Genomic DNA, 16,004 nt, shown 5'->3' with positions numbered 1-16,004 from the left:
TTCTGTTTCGTTTATCGGTGCATACCTCGTGATACCTCTTCCTGTTCCTCGACTTCCTCTTTAGGCTGTTCAGGCTTGATTTCCTCTTTCCGGCCGACTTTTGCCTCCTCCTCTTCTTCCTGTTTCTCGGAAGAGGTCTGCTCCTGTGATTGGCTCTTGTTCAGCAGATCCGCAAAGAGTGTTGCAGCCAAATGCTGCTTGAAGCTGTTCCGGTCTTCGGCAAGCCACATCCGTTGCCATTGTTGTGGCGTGACACTTCGGGGCTGTGGCTTCTGATTGTCTATGGTGGGAGCGCAGAGTATCGCACCGTTCTTGGTCTTGAACACGGCCACACGCTGGATGCGGTTCAGGTCGATGCGCTCGTCCGATGTGTGGAACAGATCCACCTTCAGTTCGGGTTTGTTCTCCGCCAAGGCATAGTATTTCTTCGCCAGTTCGCCACGTACCTTGTCGATGTTATCCAACGACTGCTTGAGGGTGGTGAAGAAACGGTTCAGGTCATCCTTGTCGGGATAGATGCTGTAACCGGACTTGCCTTCGGGTTTTAGATACAATGCCCAACGGTTTTTGTCGTCCTGCACCATCTGGATTTGCTCAAAGCCAAGGTCATAGGCTTGCTTTACCGCAGGATGGGCGTCGATGGTGGAGAGCGTTTCCAAAGTCCAGCTCTTCAATCTTGCCACCTCAATCTGCTTCTCGGCAAAATAGCGGTCGTCGGGACGATACCCCAATGCTCCGTCTGGATTGTAGAAGCGGACATGCTCAATGCCGCTTTTCTGCAGGGCAGACTGTATGCGCTGTTTGTTCATGCCCTTTATCTCGTTGTTCACCTCCAAGGATGCGCCGGCAGGCAAGATGACATCGGCACTCTTTCCCTGTCGGTCTATGACCAACACGATGGTCTTGTTATCCTTGTCGGGGTGTTTCTTGATCTCGTCAGCCACGAAGAAATGCTTGGGCATCTGCTCCTGCATCCGCTCGGTCTGCCGGTGGTTACGATAGGTGGCATATTCGATTTTCTCGCCTCGTTCCGCCTTGCGTATGACCTTCAAGGCATTGTTCACATCGCTCTCTATGGCATCAATTAGACAGGGATTCTCTTTGAGTTCCCGGCTCCAGTAGTCCACCATCTCGATATTCTCATCCGACAGGCGTGCAGGCAGTCCCATTTCCAGCATCTTGATACCCGAAGCGATTTCGGAGATAAGATGTTCCTGCTTGACGGCATCCTCGGTGGGTGGCACTCCGTTTTTCATCACCATGCCTTCACGGGCAAGGCGTTGCTGGTGTCCGGTAGCCGCTATGATCTGCCGCAAGGTCTCTTGTGCATAGTCGGTATAATGTTCAAAATCCTTTTGACGGGGAATGTAAACCGCATCCTTTTGACTGTCGTAATGTGCCACGCCGCTTCCGTCCGTGCGGACGGGCACCATGTTTTTGGAAATGGCTTGCACAAAGGCATTGAAGCGGGGGAGCAATTCACGCAGCTCCTTTTCTCCGAATCCTTGTTCCACACTGTTGCCGTGTTTCTGCACAAGGGTCTCATATACATTCTTGTCAACAAGGGGCAGCAGGGTCTGGTCTATGGTGAACAGTGTGCGAATCTCCCTGTTGTGTATGCCCTTATACCGGTTCTTCTCTTCAGGAGGCAGTTGTTGGTAGTCGTTTCTTGAAATGATGTTGTTGGGGTTGTTCCGGTTTACATACTTGTTCCAGTTGTAGAACAGGAAGGGCACACCTTTCTCGTGTTCCCGGACAGACTCTCCCCGTGCCTTGGCTTCGCTGTATAAGGTGAAGAGGTTGGTCTTGCTTCCGGTCTTGTCCGAATGCAATGCCATGAACAGGGCGTTGAACGGACTGACTGCAACTCCTTTCGGATAAAACTTCGGATATCCTTTGCCCGTGGCGTTGAGCCAATGGCCACCGGCACTGACCGCTCCGTTTAACGCTCTGGAGAGCAGTTCCACTTGTTTGTCGGAGGCATTTTTCTCAAACTGTGATTTCTCTTTCATATATGCTTGTCTTTTATTGTATTCCTCTGGTTCTTATAATGGTCTCCCGTTCTCCATTCTCAAAGTTGCGCTCCATCATCTCCCTGGTCTGGTCGCTCTTGGCGAGAATGGCGTTTGCAAGGGTGTTGAGAGGCAAGGCTCCTGCTTGGTAGGCGGCTGTTACCTTTTCGGGTAGCTGGATGGTACAGGGTACACGGTCTATTGTCGCTATCAGGTTGTTGCCTTTCAATATCGGATTGGAGATGCGCGGATTGAGCGGTTCATCCGGATAGCTACGGTATTGTACAGGGCTGTTTTCCGATACAGGCCTGCTGTTACCCTCATTCCGTTTCCAGTCAATAGCTTCATGTCCTGCCTTGTTCAACAGATTGGCACCGCCCAATCCAATCATCAGCATTTTTAGGACGGGGTTCTTGACAAACAAGCCGGCTAAGACGCTTGCCATAGGTACGATGTTGTCTCCTATATCCAAAGATTTCGTCCTGCCTGTAAACATTCCTACCAGGATGTCGGGCAGCATGGAGAACACATAGCCTAAGTTTCTGCCTATATCACCCATGCCGTTCAATCCCAAGGAGGAGAACAGTCCGTTCCAGCCGTTTTCGTTGGTGCGGGTGTCGGATTGTACCGTTTGTTGTCCTTGTTCTTCTTGCGTAATTGCCTCCGAATGCGATTGTCCCGACATTTCACTTTCCTCTATTTGTTGAGTAACAGCTTGCTCGGTAGTGTTTTGAACTTCCTGTTTTGCTATTTCGGTAGATGCAGATTCTTCACTTCCCTTATTTTGCTTCTGTTCTAAACTATTTAGATAGGCTTCCCGGTATTCCGGCATAATCACCAAAGGTATATTCTTATACCGTTCCTCGTTTTTCTTTTCGTCAGCCAAACTCCACATGGGTTTGCTTGTTATCGTATGCTCACTCATCCATTTCGTAAAATCAAAAGTTTCAATGGGAATCTTCTTGGCCAGTCGCTCGTTGGTAGCGATGATGTACGGATTCTCGTCCTTCTGTATGCTCCTGGCTTGTTTGCGGAAATCCGCAAAGACGTTGGCTTCGCTTCCAAACACGCCTTTACTGATACAATCCTCCACCGATTGCCCGTTTCCTTTATTGTCTTGGGAAGGTGTCAATGCGGAAAAAGCCAGATCCACTCCGACAAACTTTGCGAAGCTCGTCCAACTGCCCACACCGCCTAAAGAGAGGGCGTCAATCCCTGCACCGATGACACGGCTTGTCCCTTTTTCTAATTTGGAAGGCTTGTAGGCCGCTTCGCCACGTTGCTCGATCTCGGCGGCAAGCGGTGATTGGCCCAGTGTCGCTGACAAGCCTAACAGCGTATTCTGTGCGGCTTTGCGGATGATGTAGTCTGCCGATGACTTGGGCATACGTTCCTTGACCAACCTGTCTATCATCAGTTGTTCCATACGGTAATTCGTGTAGGCGTAGGCAAGGTCGCATCCTAATTGTCCGGATAATGTGTCATAACGATCCCTGCCGATTTCTCCGATTACAGCGGAACGCCATTCGCCGGCCATCATCGCCAGGTCGGTCTGCATATCCTTGTTGCCGGAAATTTTGTCCTTGACCATCGCCAAATAGTCTTCCGTAGTCTTGGAGTTCCATTCTCCTGTTATTTTCAGTGTCTGGTACGGATCGATCATCGGATTATTGGCGGCTGCCATCGAACTGAGAATACCGGCTGCACTGGTAGAGTATTCCGCCATTTCCTCCACCTGCTTGCGGTTGAGATAGCTTTGCGTGTCACGCATGACAGGGGCAAGGTGGCAATTGAAGTAGTCACCGAATATCCTTTCTATCTCTGCAAAACGCTCTGTATGTCTGATTTCGCCCATATTCTAATAATTCAATTGGTTCAAAAGCTGTTCTTTGGTCTGCTCTATGGCGTTATGGTATATCTCCATCTGTTTGGGAAAGAACTCCTCTAACCATTCATCCTTTTCTATCCTGTCCTGAATGAAACGGATGGCATTGTTCCGGTCTATCTCTACTGAAAGTTCGCCTTCCTCCCGATTGTTGAACCAGGCCTTTGTCCACCATCGGACTCCGGCACGGTCGGGATAGACGGACACGACTCTCGGAATGTCAAAACTCTGCACATCGATCTCCAATTCTTCCAAAGGGTCAATGATTCCACTGCTCGCTATGGCCTCGGATTGAAGTTTTTTTTTACTTCCTCGCCCATGGTGGAGAGATAGACATTGTGCCTGAGGGCAAGGTAATTCAGGAAATCCGCTATCAGGAGATTCTGTACCTTGCTTGCCAACGGCAGGGCACGGCTGCCGATACCAAGAGGATTTGCCATGCTCGGCATCGTCTCAAAGAAATAATTTTTGGTGGCACCCACTGCAAACACGTTCCGCAGCGATTGCTCGGTGTATTCGGGTACGGTGTACGCTCCACGGAACAGGTCTTCCATATAGACCGGCAGGAAACGGATCATCAGTTCCTCGATTTCTTCCTTGTCACGGTCGTATCTTGTCTTCATCTCACCGTCAAATTGGATAAATTCGTGGGTGGCTTCGTGCCCGGCTTTGCGAAATGCCTGGATATTGCCGTAGAGCATGGTCAGGAACTCTATCGGATTCAGTTCTTCTCCGTCAAACGCCACCTTCATGTGAAGGTCGCTTCCACTGATGGCTACCGTCTGACCGGCCTTTACCTTTTGCCCGAAACGGATGAATATATTGGCAAGATGCGCATAGGTCACTTCGTATTTACCGTAGCGTATGACAATATACACGCCACATTCCTTGTCCGTACCGATGCTCGATACGACACCGCTGGCCACTGCCGCCAAAGGGCGGTGACCGGCATTAAAGTCTATGCCGTGATTAAAGGAAGTTTCTCCGGTTATGGCATCTTTCTGTTCACCGTACTCCTTTGACAAGGTTACTTCTTTATTTTTGTCTTCCTCGAAGGGCATACAGTAGCCGCTTTGGGAATGTAAAATCATTTCTTCCGTATATTTCATTGTTGTTGCAATATTGTTTTCGTGGATGTTATCTTCTCATTTCTCCGTTATGGGTCTGTTCTTCCTGTTGTGAGGGTGTCTGTCGGGGTGCGTTGGCGACTGTGGTTTCTTGCAGCAGGTTGGCGTGATTGCCGATGGTCATCATCATCAGGAAGGCACCGGCAATCTTGCCGAGCCATCCGAAACGGCCGAATACCAAAAACGCTCCGGCAATCAGTCCGGCAATGCTCATTCCCGATACCTTGCCGTTTGCAAGGTTGCTGAAGAAGTTGCCCAGCATATTGCCGCCGTTCCCATTGGAAACATTACCCAAGAAGGTGGATGCTCCGTTGAGAGTGGATGAGATGTTGCTTGTCGCCTGGTTTACATTGGCCATGGTCTGCTCTGCCTTGTCGGTAAGCTGGCTTACTTTGTCCCCGGCTGCCTTGGCTGTACCGCTGATGGCATTGGTGGCTTCCTCGCCTATGACAGCATCGCTCACGATACGCACCACGCTCTTGTCCGTGGTCAGTTTCTCCCAACCGACATAACCGACAGCACCTCCGACAGTGGCTGTCTTCAACGCACTTCCTGCTCCACGCAGTGTTTGTGAGGGGTGCAGCACAGCGTTGCCTACACTTTTCCCGGTAGCGACAGTTGCCTTGCCACCGTATGATATGGCTTTACCGCCGGTTTTTAATAATGAACTCCAAAATCCCATATTCTTATGTTTTATTCGTTATTCTAATAAGCTCCGGCTTTGCCGCTCCGTTTCCACCGTCTTATGGCAGATCGGGCGATTTCCACCTTATTGGCTTTCGGGCGTGCCTCTTCGCTGATTTCTGCCCATATATCGCCCATGGAGGTGTACTTGACCGCAATCGACAGCCGTTGCAGTTTCTTGTTCATCAGTTGCAGCTTGGGGCGGATGCCGAACACGATTTCCATCCGTTCTTTCTCCGTCATCTTGTTGTCCGACAGGCAAACCGTCCGTATATCGTTGATTATCTCTATGGAATTGTATGTCAATTCTCTGTATATTTTATTCCGGTTTGTGGACAACGCAACCGCCAAGGCGTTTGTCGGAGAGTTTTTGAGTTGCCCGGTGAACTCGCCCATATTCTCTGTCAAATGCGTTATCTCGTGGTAGAAGCCGTATATCTGGGCGGCATAGCTGACAACCGAACGGAACGAATCCAGATAGTCGTTGAACTCCCTTTGCAAGTCGGTGACGGCTTTCACCTCTTCCTTTGTCCAGATGTGGCCGGTGGTTTGGAGTAGCATGACTTTTTCCTGGTTCTTCAAGGTTTTCTTTGCCTTTTCGGTGTATATCAGAACCATTCCGGTAAGGGTAGGGTCTAACTGTGCGTGGACTTTTATGCCCATACACATCAGGAGGATTGTTATGAAGATTGTCCGTCTCATTGCATTCTCTCTGTTTTTATCTGATTGTAGCCGCCCTGCGCCATCTTCGCATCGCTATCTGTGCGATTTCTCCGTTGTTCCGGTCCAGCATCCCTGCGGTGGCATTGTTCCATACATCGGTCATCGTGTAGGTGCGGATGCTCAGGTAGAGCAGATTGAGCTTTTTCTGAAATGAGGAGAGCTGGTCGTTCAATGCCCATAAGGTCTGGCTCCGTTCCGCTCCAGTGAGCATATTCTCCTTGCCGCCCTTGGCCACGGCATCACGGAGCAGGGAGAATACGGTTACAAGTTCGGTCGCTGTCTCTATGTAGAGATTGTTCATGCTAATGGAAGCCACAATGCCTTGCGGATTGTCATTTACGGCATTTTTCAACTTGCCCAGTGTGATGAAAATCCTCACACCGTCATTGTACAGATGGGTGCAGGCTTTGATGGAAGAGGCGAATCCGCTTGCCGTTTTAAGGTAGCTGTTGTATTTCTTTTCCCACTGGCGCATCTGCTCGAACTCTGCGGCAATGGTGTTCTGCAAAAGGGCGGTTTTCTTCTGTCCGTCCATCTGGTCTCTGACCTTGGCGAGAATCAGTTCGTTGCCTTCTGCTAATGCCACATATTCCAACGGGTTGGTCGTGACAATCTGCGCCTTCACCGTGACAGACAAGATGATGCCGAATAGGAGCATCGCTATTTTAATGATTGGTGATTTCATAAATGCCTTTTCTTTTTTTGTTAAACTCAACACGTTCCCTGATAAGTTCCACGATGGCTGTCTGTTTGGGCAAGCCAATCAGAGCCAGCTTGGGTGTGGTCCTGTCCATAGAGAGTACCGTTACCGTTTTCAGTCCGAAAATCTGTTGTAACAGGGTCTGGTGTTCGTGAAAATCTACTACACGGTACAGTTCGATATAACCTGTGCTGCGTTGGAACACGCCATGCGCTGCCGTCAGTTGTTCGCTCCCGATATGGTAGCGTATCCGTTTCAGATAGATGAGCCGGTAGGCCAAGTAGAGGGAAAGAAGCATGGCAAAGAGGGTGGCGATAGAGCCAAGGGGCGCGTCATCCATACCGCCATAGACCAAGCCTGTTATAGCCACAAACAACAAAGGCAGCTCATCAATGAAGAACTGCGTGGTTTTCGGACGAAGCGAAATGTCTCTGTATAGCTGTCTGTTCTGCATGGTTCTTATCTGTGGATGGTGGATTGTTCGTTTATTTCTTCTTCGTCGGCTGTGCTTCCTTTTGTAGCGAGTGGAGCACTCAAAGGAATAACCGCATCTTTGATGCTGTCAAGGTATTCCTCGCTCGTCTTGCCAAGCAGGGCATCGTTCCAGTCCTTGTAACAGGGCATCAAGGGGATTTCTCTGATCTGTTCCGGATTGACGTGCATGGATTTCACTATGCTCCTGAATTTATTTACAAACTCACGCCCGGCACTGTCGTTGTCGAAACACAGGTAGTGGTTCACATTCGGGGTGGCGGAGAGCATTCCCCTGATCTGCATATCGGTGGGCGTGCCGCCGGTGGAGACAAACACGCTTTTCTTGGAAAGTTCGGGATTGTCCCGGAAGGTGTCATGGTGCAGTTGATGGAATGCCATCGCATCGTAGCCGCTTTCAAACCAGGCAACACCTCCTGCCTTATGTAAAGGTTCACCGCTGAAATTGGCAATCCACAAACCTTCGCTGCTATTGCTACCCTCGGCTTTGCCTTTGTAACTTCCGCTGCCGTCCATTTTTGGACGACCGCGTTCCTCTAACCCCACAATCTTATCAGGCTCTTTAGGCAATACCAAAGGAAAAGCGAGGTTGGCATATGACAGACCGTCTGTCCTATGTTTGGTGGCTAAGAAAAAATGGTCGGCAAAAGCACGTTGCGTGAAGATGTCAATGCCACGACTCTTGAAGTAAGGATAGAAACGCTTGTGGGTCTCTCGGTCGTTTACGTCAAAACGGTGTATGTCGTAATCATGAAGACTGAACGGATGGTCGTGCTGCTTAGGCTGGATGATACGGATCGGCCTGTCCTCGATGGGGTGGTTCAACAATCGGTTACAGACAAGGTTGACCAACCTGTCGGGAGACACGCCGTTTCTGTGTTCCGCAAACTTTTCGGGGAACGACTTGATAAAGGAGATGATGTTGTAGAGCTTTTGCTGTGGGGGCTGGAAGCAACATTTGCCACCTCCGGTCACGATAAACTTGTCTCCACGGATGCGTGTGCCATTGCTGTCAGTTCGGATATAGGACGGATAACGCAGACCGTCACGCTTGTTCAGGTGATAGCCTGCATCCACCAATACATCCTGTATGTCCAACCGTTGCAGGAAGTCATCATATGTCAGTTCTCCGTTTGCCATTTGTGTATCATATTAGTTAAAATCCTCTGCGTATCTCCGCTATTTCCTGGTTCATCTGAGCCTCGAAGTTCCGCGCGGCTACATCCCTCGGTGAATCCACTCCGGGCTTGAAATAGGGCCGGGGTGCGTGACAGAAATGCTCGCCGTATAATTCCGGGCAAGGGTGGTGGTGAATGCCGTGGGCAAGGTCGGAAACCACGACTGTTCCTGCGGCAAGGGCTGCGAATATCTTTGCACCCAAGTTGCTCCGCATTTCAGGGCGTGTCTTCATATCAACCTCGTTGAACACTTTTGAGAAGAGCTTCATGCGGTGGTAATCATCCACTGCCAAAAACTTGTCGTACTGCTTTTGGCTGATTTCGTGGGTGATGGCTTCTCCATTGATAATGGCGGTTATCCTGTATTTGTCTTCCGCTTCTGCCGGCTGTACGGCAATCGCTTCCACTTCCACCTCCCGTCCGTGTTCTCCTTCCCGGTACCATCCCTTGCTTTCATGGAGATACGGCAAGTCACGTCCGTCAATCAAAGCCCCTTCCTGTGGTTCTCTGATAATGGATTCATCTTCTTGCAATATGGTCTGTTCGTTTGACAGTAGTGTAAGTCCGTTATCAGCTTCCAAGGGCAAGAGTATTTCATGTTCCTGCTGTTGGCGTGCTGCCAAATCTTGCTCTACTTCGGAATGCAAGGTGATACCGATGCGCTCGGTACGATTCATGGAATCCATCGTGATCTTATCTGCGAAGTCTTCCTGAATAACCGTGTTCAACAGTTCCAATCGTCTCTCTATCGAGTGCTCCTCAATGGAATTGGAGGTTAGTGCGGATAATTCCGCATCTGTGATGTCATAGACCATATCGGCATGGATTTGTTCCGATTGTATGGTCAGGGTCTTTTCTTCTTTGTCTACGAGTATGCCGTGTGAGGACAGGCATTCCTGCCACTTCTCATTAGAGAAATAGACAGGGGAGGTAATCAGCTCCTTGTAGGGCTTTGCAGGTTCTTCGCTTCTGGGCTTGCCTACCATCGGGGTGATGACGGCTTGCAGCTCCTGCAACACGTCTTGGCGGACGGGTTGTGCCGGTGGTTGTGGATGGCCTTTGTAATAGAATCCGTAACCGCCCGACTGGAGTTCTCCGGGTTTCATGCGTCCGTCGGGACGTTCTGCCACCATGGGCGTTCCAGCATAGAAAAGCCGGCCGCCCACTCTGCGGAGGTGGTAACCTTCCTGCTGTCGGGGTGTCCATCCCAAGAATGGAGGCGGCATCCCATATCTGCCGACCCTGCCGTATTCCCCGATGCCGATACGGTAGCCGTGCAGTCCCATAGCCACCCTGCCGTTGGCATTACGGGCATGGACGAAGTTGCGTGGCAGGTCAAAGTCATCCTTTACTATCTCCGTAAAGGTGTTGTATGCCTTTTTGTCGGCATGGTTCGTACCCCAGTCGGTAAGAGCTGAAAACTGCTGCTTGCTGATGGGGTATCGTAAGAGCGGAGAGTCGTGCCCTTGTACTACCAACTGGTAGCCCTCTCCGGCAGGCACGATGTGGGCTTGCATACCGTTGCGCATCAACAGGTCACGCATTTCAGGTTGCAAGTCCGCTATCCTTGGATTTGTATGGGTTCGTATAGCCATAATTTCTATGCTTCACCGCTCTCCATGGCGGCTTCTAATTGTTCGCTTTTGTAATGGACGAACTGCTCGGCAGAGGCATCGTTGATTTCCAATGCGCATTCCGTGCAGTATTCCGCCAGTTCATCCTGCCATTCGGCAGAAAAGTGGTTGACATAATCCAGCCAACCGTATTCTCCGCTCTCCATCTTCTCGATGAGAACGTCTTCGGGATAAAATGCGTTTTGTGCCATAATCATAAGGATTGAAGATTATTTGTGAAGTCCTGCACCCATATTGCGCTGGGCACTCTTTTTCTGTTCGTTCCAGAGTTCTTCCGTGTACTGCTCTTCGGGTACATAGTCAAGACATCCGTCATCGTCCATGACCCAACAGCCGTAACAGCCGAAGGTGTATTTGTCCCATTCTCTTTTGGTGTGTTCGCTCCATTTCTGGCTGTCGCCCTGGCAGAAGCGGATGCCGTTCTTCTCGTTCAGGTCAATGCCGACCGTAACCAGTTCGTCTTCCATCACGAAGGTCAAAGGTTCTCCTTGCTGCATCACCTTGATTTCGGCATTGCTGAGTTTCAGTTCCTCTGCCAATACCTGAAGGTTGCGGGCGATGACCTGTGTGGGAACGGACATGACCTGGTTGGTTTCGGTGTCGATCTGTACGAATACCTTGGTCTTGCGTCCGTCCGCCGTTACGGAGTCTGCAAGGATGGTCTTTCCGGATTGGAGTTGCTTTTTCTGCTCCTCGTTGTATTTCTCCAAAGGCGATTTCTTCAATACCGGGAAGAATATCACATCGGCTTCTCCGTTTTCCTTGCGCACGAAAGCGAAACGGCTTCGCTCGGTAACGGTGTTTCCGTTCTCGTCATTTACCTTGATGGGCAGTACGGGAGAGTGTCTGCCGTGACTGATTGCCTCCAAGGTCTGCATGGGTAGGTCTTCAATCATTTCTTGGGTAAGTCCGAACTGCGACAGGGTGTCGTATGGCAGTTCCTCAAATTCAAATCGTACTTGTTTCATATTTTAATATGATATTTTAATTATACTTTGGCAAAGGTATATACTATTATTCATACTTCAATTTTTATTGCTTCAAATAGCCGGATTATTTGTGTTTATTTATGTTTTAAGTATGATTATGGTATGATAATCATACTCTAAACTTATTTAATGTTATATTTTGAGCGTAAATCAGGACATCTTTTGGCGTGGACGGAAAACTGTTCCTACATTTGCATCTATGAGTAAAACACGAATCCTTATATCCCTTCTTTTGCTATTGTCCGGAAACCATGCAAAACCACAATTCAACACGGTTTCCTGTTCAAGCAATCGCTATAAAGTCGTTGTGGAAAATCTATCCCGGACGACAAACGAAACAGAGGCGACACCCGAAATCATCACCTCTGAAAACGGAAAGTCCGTACCCGACAAGGTTGCTTTGTCAAGTGCGGACACCAAAAAGAAAGAGCAGGTAGCACACTATCTCAGCGTATGCTATCCGCTCTCGTCTGTCAAAATCAATTCGCCTTACGGCTATCGCAAAGACCCTTTTACAGGGAAGAGGAAGTTTCACAACGGCATTGACCTCCATGCCCGGAGTGCCAAGGTGTTTGCCATGATGCAGGGGAGAGTGCTGAAGGTAGGACAGGACAAAGTATCCGGAAAATATGTCACGTTACAACACGGCAGCTTCATCGTCAGCTATTGCCACTTGTCTCAAATATCTGTTTCACAGGGGCAGGCCGTTTTGCCGGGTGATGTTGTCGGGATAACAGGCAATACCGGGCGCTGCACCGGGGAACATCTGCATATATCTATTCGCCACAATGGAGAACATATTAATCCACGGATATTCCTTGATTACATCAATTCAGTAAAAGAGTCTTGTGTGATGGCGTTAATCAAAAATACTATCTGAAATGTGTTCGCATAGCCAACATAATTGCTTCGCCAACCAAGGCAACATTAGCTAAAAGGTAATGACGTTTACCATTTAGCCTAACGGTATGACCTGCAATCTCGGCTGTTGTCAAAATATCATTTCTCGTTTTTAAATCATCAAAATAGGTCGCAGCTCCAGTCATAAAGGCAGTCCCGGAAGGACTTAATTCAAATAGAATAGGTCCGGCATCTATATCCAACCCCAAATAACAGGTTCTGTCATAGTATTCTTTTAATCCGGGAATAGCACCGTCTTTCCAAAACAATGATTTGAGAGTTTCATATTGTTGCTTGGCAAAAGTTTCATCTATAAAAGTCAGATAGTAGCAGTTTAAGGCTGAATATGAACCTTTAACCGGAACTTCTTCATATTGGTTTCCATTCTCCTGAAGGAATGAAACCAATAAACCGGTTTTGTCATCAATCCATTCTTTTTGTGCTCGTTTTACCCATTTTTTTACTGTACTACGGTATTTACCATTATTTATGTCGGCATATTGGTTTAGAGCGACAATGGCAACAAGCATATCCGGAATGTAGATTGCCTCTCCAGGGTAAGTAGGCAGATTCAAGGAACTTCGATTGAGAAGCCTTCTGTTCATCGTACTACACAATGATGACAATAACTTGTCGTACTTTGAATTACCTCCGATTTGTTTGTAGCCGTAAATCATCCAAGCTAAGTGACTGAGATAGGATATATGGCTTTCATCTCCATCTAAAGATTCCAATGGATCTTCATTCCATCGCATTGTATCATAATAACGAAGTTCCTGGGACATTACAATATTGATGAGACTGTCAATATGCTGAATGTTCTCGGCTTTTGTTTCAGGATATAGTTGAGATATATTTACCAATGCGGCTGATAGCATAGAACAAGAATACAATGCCCACTCTCCTTGGAACTGTGTTCCTATCGATGTTGGCATTTCGTTTAGGACTGCCTGTGGACTGACTATCAATTTATCAAGTAAGTAGTCTTTTCTCGCTAAAATATCTTCCTTTTCAAAGGAATTACGTTTTGAACATTCCCATGAAACGGATATGGACTTAAGCGTAACAAAAAATAAAAGGATAGCAGTATACGTCAACATTTTGCCAAATCTGTATTTCTTGTGGATTCTTCTGAACTGTTTTCGGCAAATTTTAATGAGAATTACACACATCGCTCCGTATATGGGCAATAAAAAAGAATACCATACAGATACATTCCAAGTTTTAAGCAAGCTACAAAGCAAAATGGCTATGCAGGAATATACGAAATATGGTAGGGATAGCCAATTCCATTTTTTATCTTTTGGTACAGCCTCCCAATATATCGCATATAAAGTTGTGTAAAATAATATTAAGCAAATGTTTTCGCCATTAAAATGATTGTTCCACAAATATGGCATCAAGTACATAAGGAGGATTTGCAAAAAGAACCACTTGCAAATCCTCCATGTTGAAACAATCATACTTACTATGAAGTCATCTAACATAAACAATAATACTTTTTTCGGGGTTTCTATTAGTGTTATTGATTTGGTTCTTTTACCTCTATTCTGATACATCTACGACCTTTAAGTCCAACGGCACCATTCTAAACCAACTCTCTTGCAAGGAGTTCTGCATCGCTTTGACTTACAGCAGTCATGACTAAGGTTTCTTTTTCCTCAAATTCTGTAGTTATATCTAACGTGTATTTATGTATCAAGTCAATCTGATTGCTTTCCAATGCTCTATCAACCATTGAAGAAGACCAATTTATAACGGATACAGGTGCTTTACGGATGTCTTTCAGCATTTTTACTTTTACTGGAGCATCCGTTCCATCAGGATTCACTTTTCTAAATCGTTTGCATCCACACGAGCAACACCATATTGGAGGACGACGAGGTATATTGTCTCCACCCATAATGGCTTCTTTTCTGTATTGAAGTGCAAACTCAATTTCAGTCATATCTCCAGTACCATAAACTATATCAACGACTCTTTCACCGCAATCTGGACATTTTGTCGGCTTGCGTGTTACGTCGATAATTCTTGGTCTTCTATCATCTGGCATACTCATATTATCTATTTCTCTCTAATCCGTTAATAATTCCTTTCTGTACACGCTTTGTCAAATCTGTCAATAACATCCCGAATATAATTAGGCAGATATTCCACCGTCACATACTTGACCAGCCATGATGGGATGCCATAGTAGGCTGCCGCAATACCGCCTGTCATGCAGGCTATTGTATCGCTGTCACCACCAAGTGACACAGCCAAGCGTATGGACGATTCGTAGTCGTGGCTATCCAGGAATGCAATTATCGCTTCCGGGCATGAGCCTTGACAAGTTACGTCAAACTGATATGTTGGGCGAATCTCATCGCAAGATCGATGCAGATTATAGCCAAAGGTCTGTTCGATATAATCCCGAATTTCATCTTTTGATTTATGTTGGCGAGCCAAGAAGATTGCAGAAGCAATAGCTTGTGCGCCTTTGATTCCTTCAGGATGATTGTGTGTAACCTCCGCTGATTGTTTGGCAAGATTAAGAGCTTCTTCAAGCGATTGGGCATAATATCCACAAGGGCTTACACGCATACCGGCACCATTTCCAAAACTATTGTATGGTTCTTTTGTTTTGTTGATATACAACCACTTATAAAACATGCCACCATATCCTCTATGAGGAAATTTTAATCCCCAATCAGGCATGGTTTTTTGTAGAAGTTCGCCACTTAATAACCAGTCTGCAACCGCAAGAGACATTACAGTATCATCGGTAAAACGACTTCCTTCCGTAAACAAAGCTATACTTGTTGATTTTGGATTACGATAGCGAGATTCATAAAATGAGCCGACAATATCTCCGATTATAGCACCGATAATTCCTCCTGAAATAAGCTGCTCGTCCTTGACATTACCTGTTTGCAACATTTCCAATGTGCGTTCATCAGATTTACCATCGTAATACTTCTGTAAGGCATCGGAGAAGATATTGTTAGGACATATGTTATCGAAAAGCGTCATTGACGAACGGAATTTCAAGGCATCTATTCCACCTAAAATTTCCTCGGCGGATTTTCCGTCAATGGTAAGCATTGCCATTGTGATTTCGTAGAGGTTTCTGCCTAACAGAGGATGAAGTAAAAACATAATGGCTTCATCGCGGTCTACAATACCATAATATTCAGCATTGTGACTATGGCCAAGTCCTCGAAGTTGTGGAAATATATACCACATCCAATGCGATTGTTTCTTGCCGGAACGAATTTCCGTCAAAGCAGAGCCGTATATTTGACGATGCACATCAACGAATCGCCTTAATTTGTATTTTGAAATATATTCTTCGTATTTTGCTGAGGTCATATCGGTAGTGTCTTTATTCTTTATACAAAAATAGTGAATTTTCAAATCCAAATACTTCATTGTTTGAATGTTATTTGGCTCTAAAGTAAAATACCACCCCAAACAGGTGGTATCTACGTTAATTACTCAGTTATCGAATGGAGTAAATCTTTTGTGTCGACTTCTAAACATCTTGCTATAACGACTAAATCATCCAAACTTGGCTGACTCTTATTAGTACACCATTTGGATATGGTGGCTTCATTTTTACCTAATTGTGCGGCAAGCCAACGGTTCGTCCGCTTTTTTTCAGCCAATACTACTTTCAATCTATTGATTTCTTGTTTCAT

Annotated in this window: 17 protein-coding genes; 1 reads left to right on the top strand and 16 read right to left on the bottom strand. The window is 46.9% G+C overall.

Features of this window, described 5'->3' with window-relative positions; translation table 11 throughout:
- Positions 1 to 11: 11 nt before the first annotated feature.
- Genes E5355_RS09655 through E5355_RS09600 form a run of 12 tightly spaced genes read right to left on the bottom strand, consistent with a single transcriptional unit; the run spans position 12 to position 11,403 of the window.
- Complete coding sequence (locus E5355_RS09655; protein ID WP_136010200.1) at positions 12 to 2,012, bottom strand: ArdC family protein; 2,001 nt, start codon at positions 2,010 to 2,012, stop codon at positions 12 to 14.
- Positions 2,013 to 2,025: 13 nt separating this feature from the next.
- Positions 2,026 to 3,867: a hypothetical protein gene (locus E5355_RS09650; protein WP_136010199.1), complete on the bottom strand. Its 1,842-nt coding sequence runs from the start codon at positions 3,865 to 3,867 to the stop codon at positions 2,026 to 2,028.
- Between the two features lie 3 nt (positions 3,868 to 3,870).
- Positions 3,871 to 4,152: a hypothetical protein gene (locus tag E5355_RS09645; protein WP_027200643.1), complete on the bottom strand. Its 282-nt coding sequence runs from the start codon at positions 4,150 to 4,152 to the stop codon at positions 3,871 to 3,873.
- 23 nt (positions 4,153 to 4,175) lie between these two features.
- Positions 4,176 to 5,006: a M23 family metallopeptidase gene (locus E5355_RS09640; RefSeq protein WP_136010198.1), complete on the bottom strand. Its 831-nt coding sequence runs from the start codon at positions 5,004 to 5,006 to the stop codon at positions 4,176 to 4,178.
- A gap of 28 nt (positions 5,007 to 5,034) precedes the next feature.
- Positions 5,035 to 5,706 (bottom strand): hypothetical protein, encoded by a 672-nt coding sequence (locus E5355_RS09635; protein ID WP_136010197.1) that lies wholly within the window; start codon positions 5,704 to 5,706, stop codon positions 5,035 to 5,037.
- Between the two features lie 23 nt (positions 5,707 to 5,729).
- Entirely contained in the window at positions 5,730 to 6,410 is a 681-nt protein-coding gene (locus E5355_RS09630) for a hypothetical protein (protein WP_136010196.1), read from the bottom strand.
- A 16-nt stretch (positions 6,411 to 6,426) separates the two neighbouring features.
- Entirely contained in the window at positions 6,427 to 7,116 is a 690-nt protein-coding gene (locus E5355_RS09625) for a hypothetical protein (RefSeq protein ID WP_136010195.1), read from the bottom strand.
- Positions 7,097 to 7,585: a PH domain-containing protein gene (locus E5355_RS09620; protein ID WP_136010194.1), complete on the bottom strand. Its 489-nt coding sequence runs from the start codon at positions 7,583 to 7,585 to the stop codon at positions 7,097 to 7,099. Before E5355_RS09620 ends, E5355_RS09625 begins: the two co-directional genes overlap by 20 nt.
- 5 nt (positions 7,586 to 7,590) lie before the next feature.
- Positions 7,591 to 8,763, bottom strand: coding sequence for a toprim domain-containing protein (locus E5355_RS09615; RefSeq protein ID WP_136010193.1), 1,173 nt, complete (start codon positions 8,761 to 8,763; stop codon positions 7,591 to 7,593).
- 16 nt (positions 8,764 to 8,779) lie between these two features.
- Positions 8,780 to 10,396, bottom strand: a complete 1,617-nt coding sequence (locus tag E5355_RS09610) for a hypothetical protein (protein WP_136010192.1) — start codon at positions 10,394 to 10,396, stop codon at positions 8,780 to 8,782.
- Between the two features lie 5 nt (positions 10,397 to 10,401).
- Positions 10,402 to 10,626, bottom strand: coding sequence for a hypothetical protein (locus E5355_RS09605; RefSeq protein WP_136010191.1), 225 nt, complete (start codon positions 10,624 to 10,626; stop codon positions 10,402 to 10,404).
- Between the two features lie 18 nt (positions 10,627 to 10,644).
- Positions 10,645 to 11,403 carry a DUF4099 domain-containing protein gene (locus tag E5355_RS09600; protein ID WP_136010190.1) on the bottom strand — a complete coding sequence of 253 codons (759 nt, stop codon included), beginning with the start codon at positions 11,401 to 11,403 and terminating at the stop codon, positions 10,645 to 10,647.
- Between the two features lie 220 nt (positions 11,404 to 11,623).
- Here E5355_RS09600 and E5355_RS09595 point away from each other — a divergent pair, with 220 nt between their 5' ends.
- Complete coding sequence (locus E5355_RS09595) at positions 11,624 to 12,304, top strand: M23 family metallopeptidase (RefSeq protein ID WP_136010189.1); 681 nt, start codon at positions 11,624 to 11,626, stop codon at positions 12,302 to 12,304.
- Here the strand turns inward: E5355_RS09595 and E5355_RS09590 are convergent.
- The 4 genes from E5355_RS09590 to E5355_RS09575 form a co-directional block, all read right to left on the bottom strand.
- A complete protein-coding gene (locus E5355_RS09590; protein ID WP_136010188.1) occupies positions 12,297 to 13,811 on the bottom strand; it encodes a hypothetical protein in 1,515 nt (504 codons plus the stop codon). The genes E5355_RS09595 and E5355_RS09590 overlap by 8 nt on opposite strands.
- 101 nt (positions 13,812 to 13,912) lie before the next feature.
- Positions 13,913 to 14,377, bottom strand: coding sequence for a hypothetical protein (locus E5355_RS09585; RefSeq protein ID WP_246866921.1), 465 nt, complete (start codon positions 14,375 to 14,377; stop codon positions 13,913 to 13,915).
- A 29-nt stretch (positions 14,378 to 14,406) separates the two neighbouring features.
- Positions 14,407 to 15,735: a DUF1810 family protein gene (locus tag E5355_RS09580; RefSeq protein ID WP_370282122.1), complete on the bottom strand. Its 1,329-nt coding sequence runs from the start codon at positions 15,733 to 15,735 to the stop codon at positions 14,407 to 14,409.
- Between the two features lie 62 nt (positions 15,736 to 15,797).
- Positions 15,798 to 16,004: a helix-turn-helix transcriptional regulator gene (locus tag E5355_RS09575; RefSeq protein ID WP_027200628.1), complete on the bottom strand. Its 207-nt coding sequence runs from the start codon at positions 16,002 to 16,004 to the stop codon at positions 15,798 to 15,800.

Origin of the sequence: Bacteroides muris (ex Afrizal et al. 2022) (assembly GCF_004793475.1) — a bacterium.
Taxonomy (GTDB): domain Bacteria; phylum Bacteroidota; class Bacteroidia; order Bacteroidales; family Bacteroidaceae; genus Bacteroides; species Bacteroides muris.
Note: the sequence above shows the minus strand (reverse complement) of the source record. Positions and strands in the feature narration are given on the sequence as shown.

Coding starts and splice junctions, on each gene's coding strand:
- E5355_RS09625 (WP_136010195.1), bottom strand. CDS start 7,116: ATGAAATCACCAATCATTAAAATAGCGATGCTCCTATTCGGCATCATC.
- E5355_RS09575 (WP_027200628.1), bottom strand. CDS start 16,004: ATGAAACAAGAAATCAATAGATTGAAAGTAGTATTGGCTGAAAAAAAG.
- E5355_RS09635 (WP_136010197.1), bottom strand. CDS start 5,706: ATGGGATTTTGGAGTTCATTATTAAAAACCGGCGGTAAAGCCATATCA.
- E5355_RS09590 (WP_136010188.1), bottom strand. CDS start 13,811: ATGTTAGATGACTTCATAGTAAGTATGATTGTTTCAACATGGAGGATT.
- E5355_RS09605 (WP_136010191.1), bottom strand. CDS start 10,626: ATGGCACAAAACGCATTTTATCCCGAAGACGTTCTCATCGAGAAGATG.
- E5355_RS09585 (WP_246866921.1), bottom strand. CDS start 14,377: ATGCCAGATGATAGAAGACCAAGAATTATCGACGTAACACGCAAGCCG.
- E5355_RS09610 (WP_136010192.1), bottom strand. CDS start 10,396: ATGGCTATACGAACCCATACAAATCCAAGGATAGCGGACTTGCAACCT.
- E5355_RS09595 (WP_136010189.1), top strand. CDS start 11,624: ATGAGTAAAACACGAATCCTTATATCCCTTCTTTTGCTATTGTCCGGA.
- E5355_RS09600 (WP_136010190.1), bottom strand. CDS start 11,403: ATGAAACAAGTACGATTTGAATTTGAGGAACTGCCATACGACACCCTG.
- E5355_RS09630 (WP_136010196.1), bottom strand. CDS start 6,410: ATGAGACGGACAATCTTCATAACAATCCTCCTGATGTGTATGGGCATA.
- E5355_RS09620 (WP_136010194.1), bottom strand. CDS start 7,585: ATGCAGAACAGACAGCTATACAGAGACATTTCGCTTCGTCCGAAAACC.
- E5355_RS09640 (WP_136010198.1), bottom strand. CDS start 5,006: ATGAAATATACGGAAGAAATGATTTTACATTCCCAAAGCGGCTACTGT.
- E5355_RS09580 (WP_370282122.1), bottom strand. CDS start 15,735: ATGAAGTATTTGGATTTGAAAATTCACTATTTTTGTATAAAGAATAAA.
- E5355_RS09650 (WP_136010199.1), bottom strand. CDS start 3,867: ATGGGCGAAATCAGACATACAGAGCGTTTTGCAGAGATAGAAAGGATA.
- E5355_RS09615 (WP_136010193.1), bottom strand. CDS start 8,763: ATGGCAAACGGAGAACTGACATATGATGACTTCCTGCAACGGTTGGAC.
- E5355_RS09655 (WP_136010200.1), bottom strand. CDS start 2,012: ATGAAAGAGAAATCACAGTTTGAGAAAAATGCCTCCGACAAACAAGTG.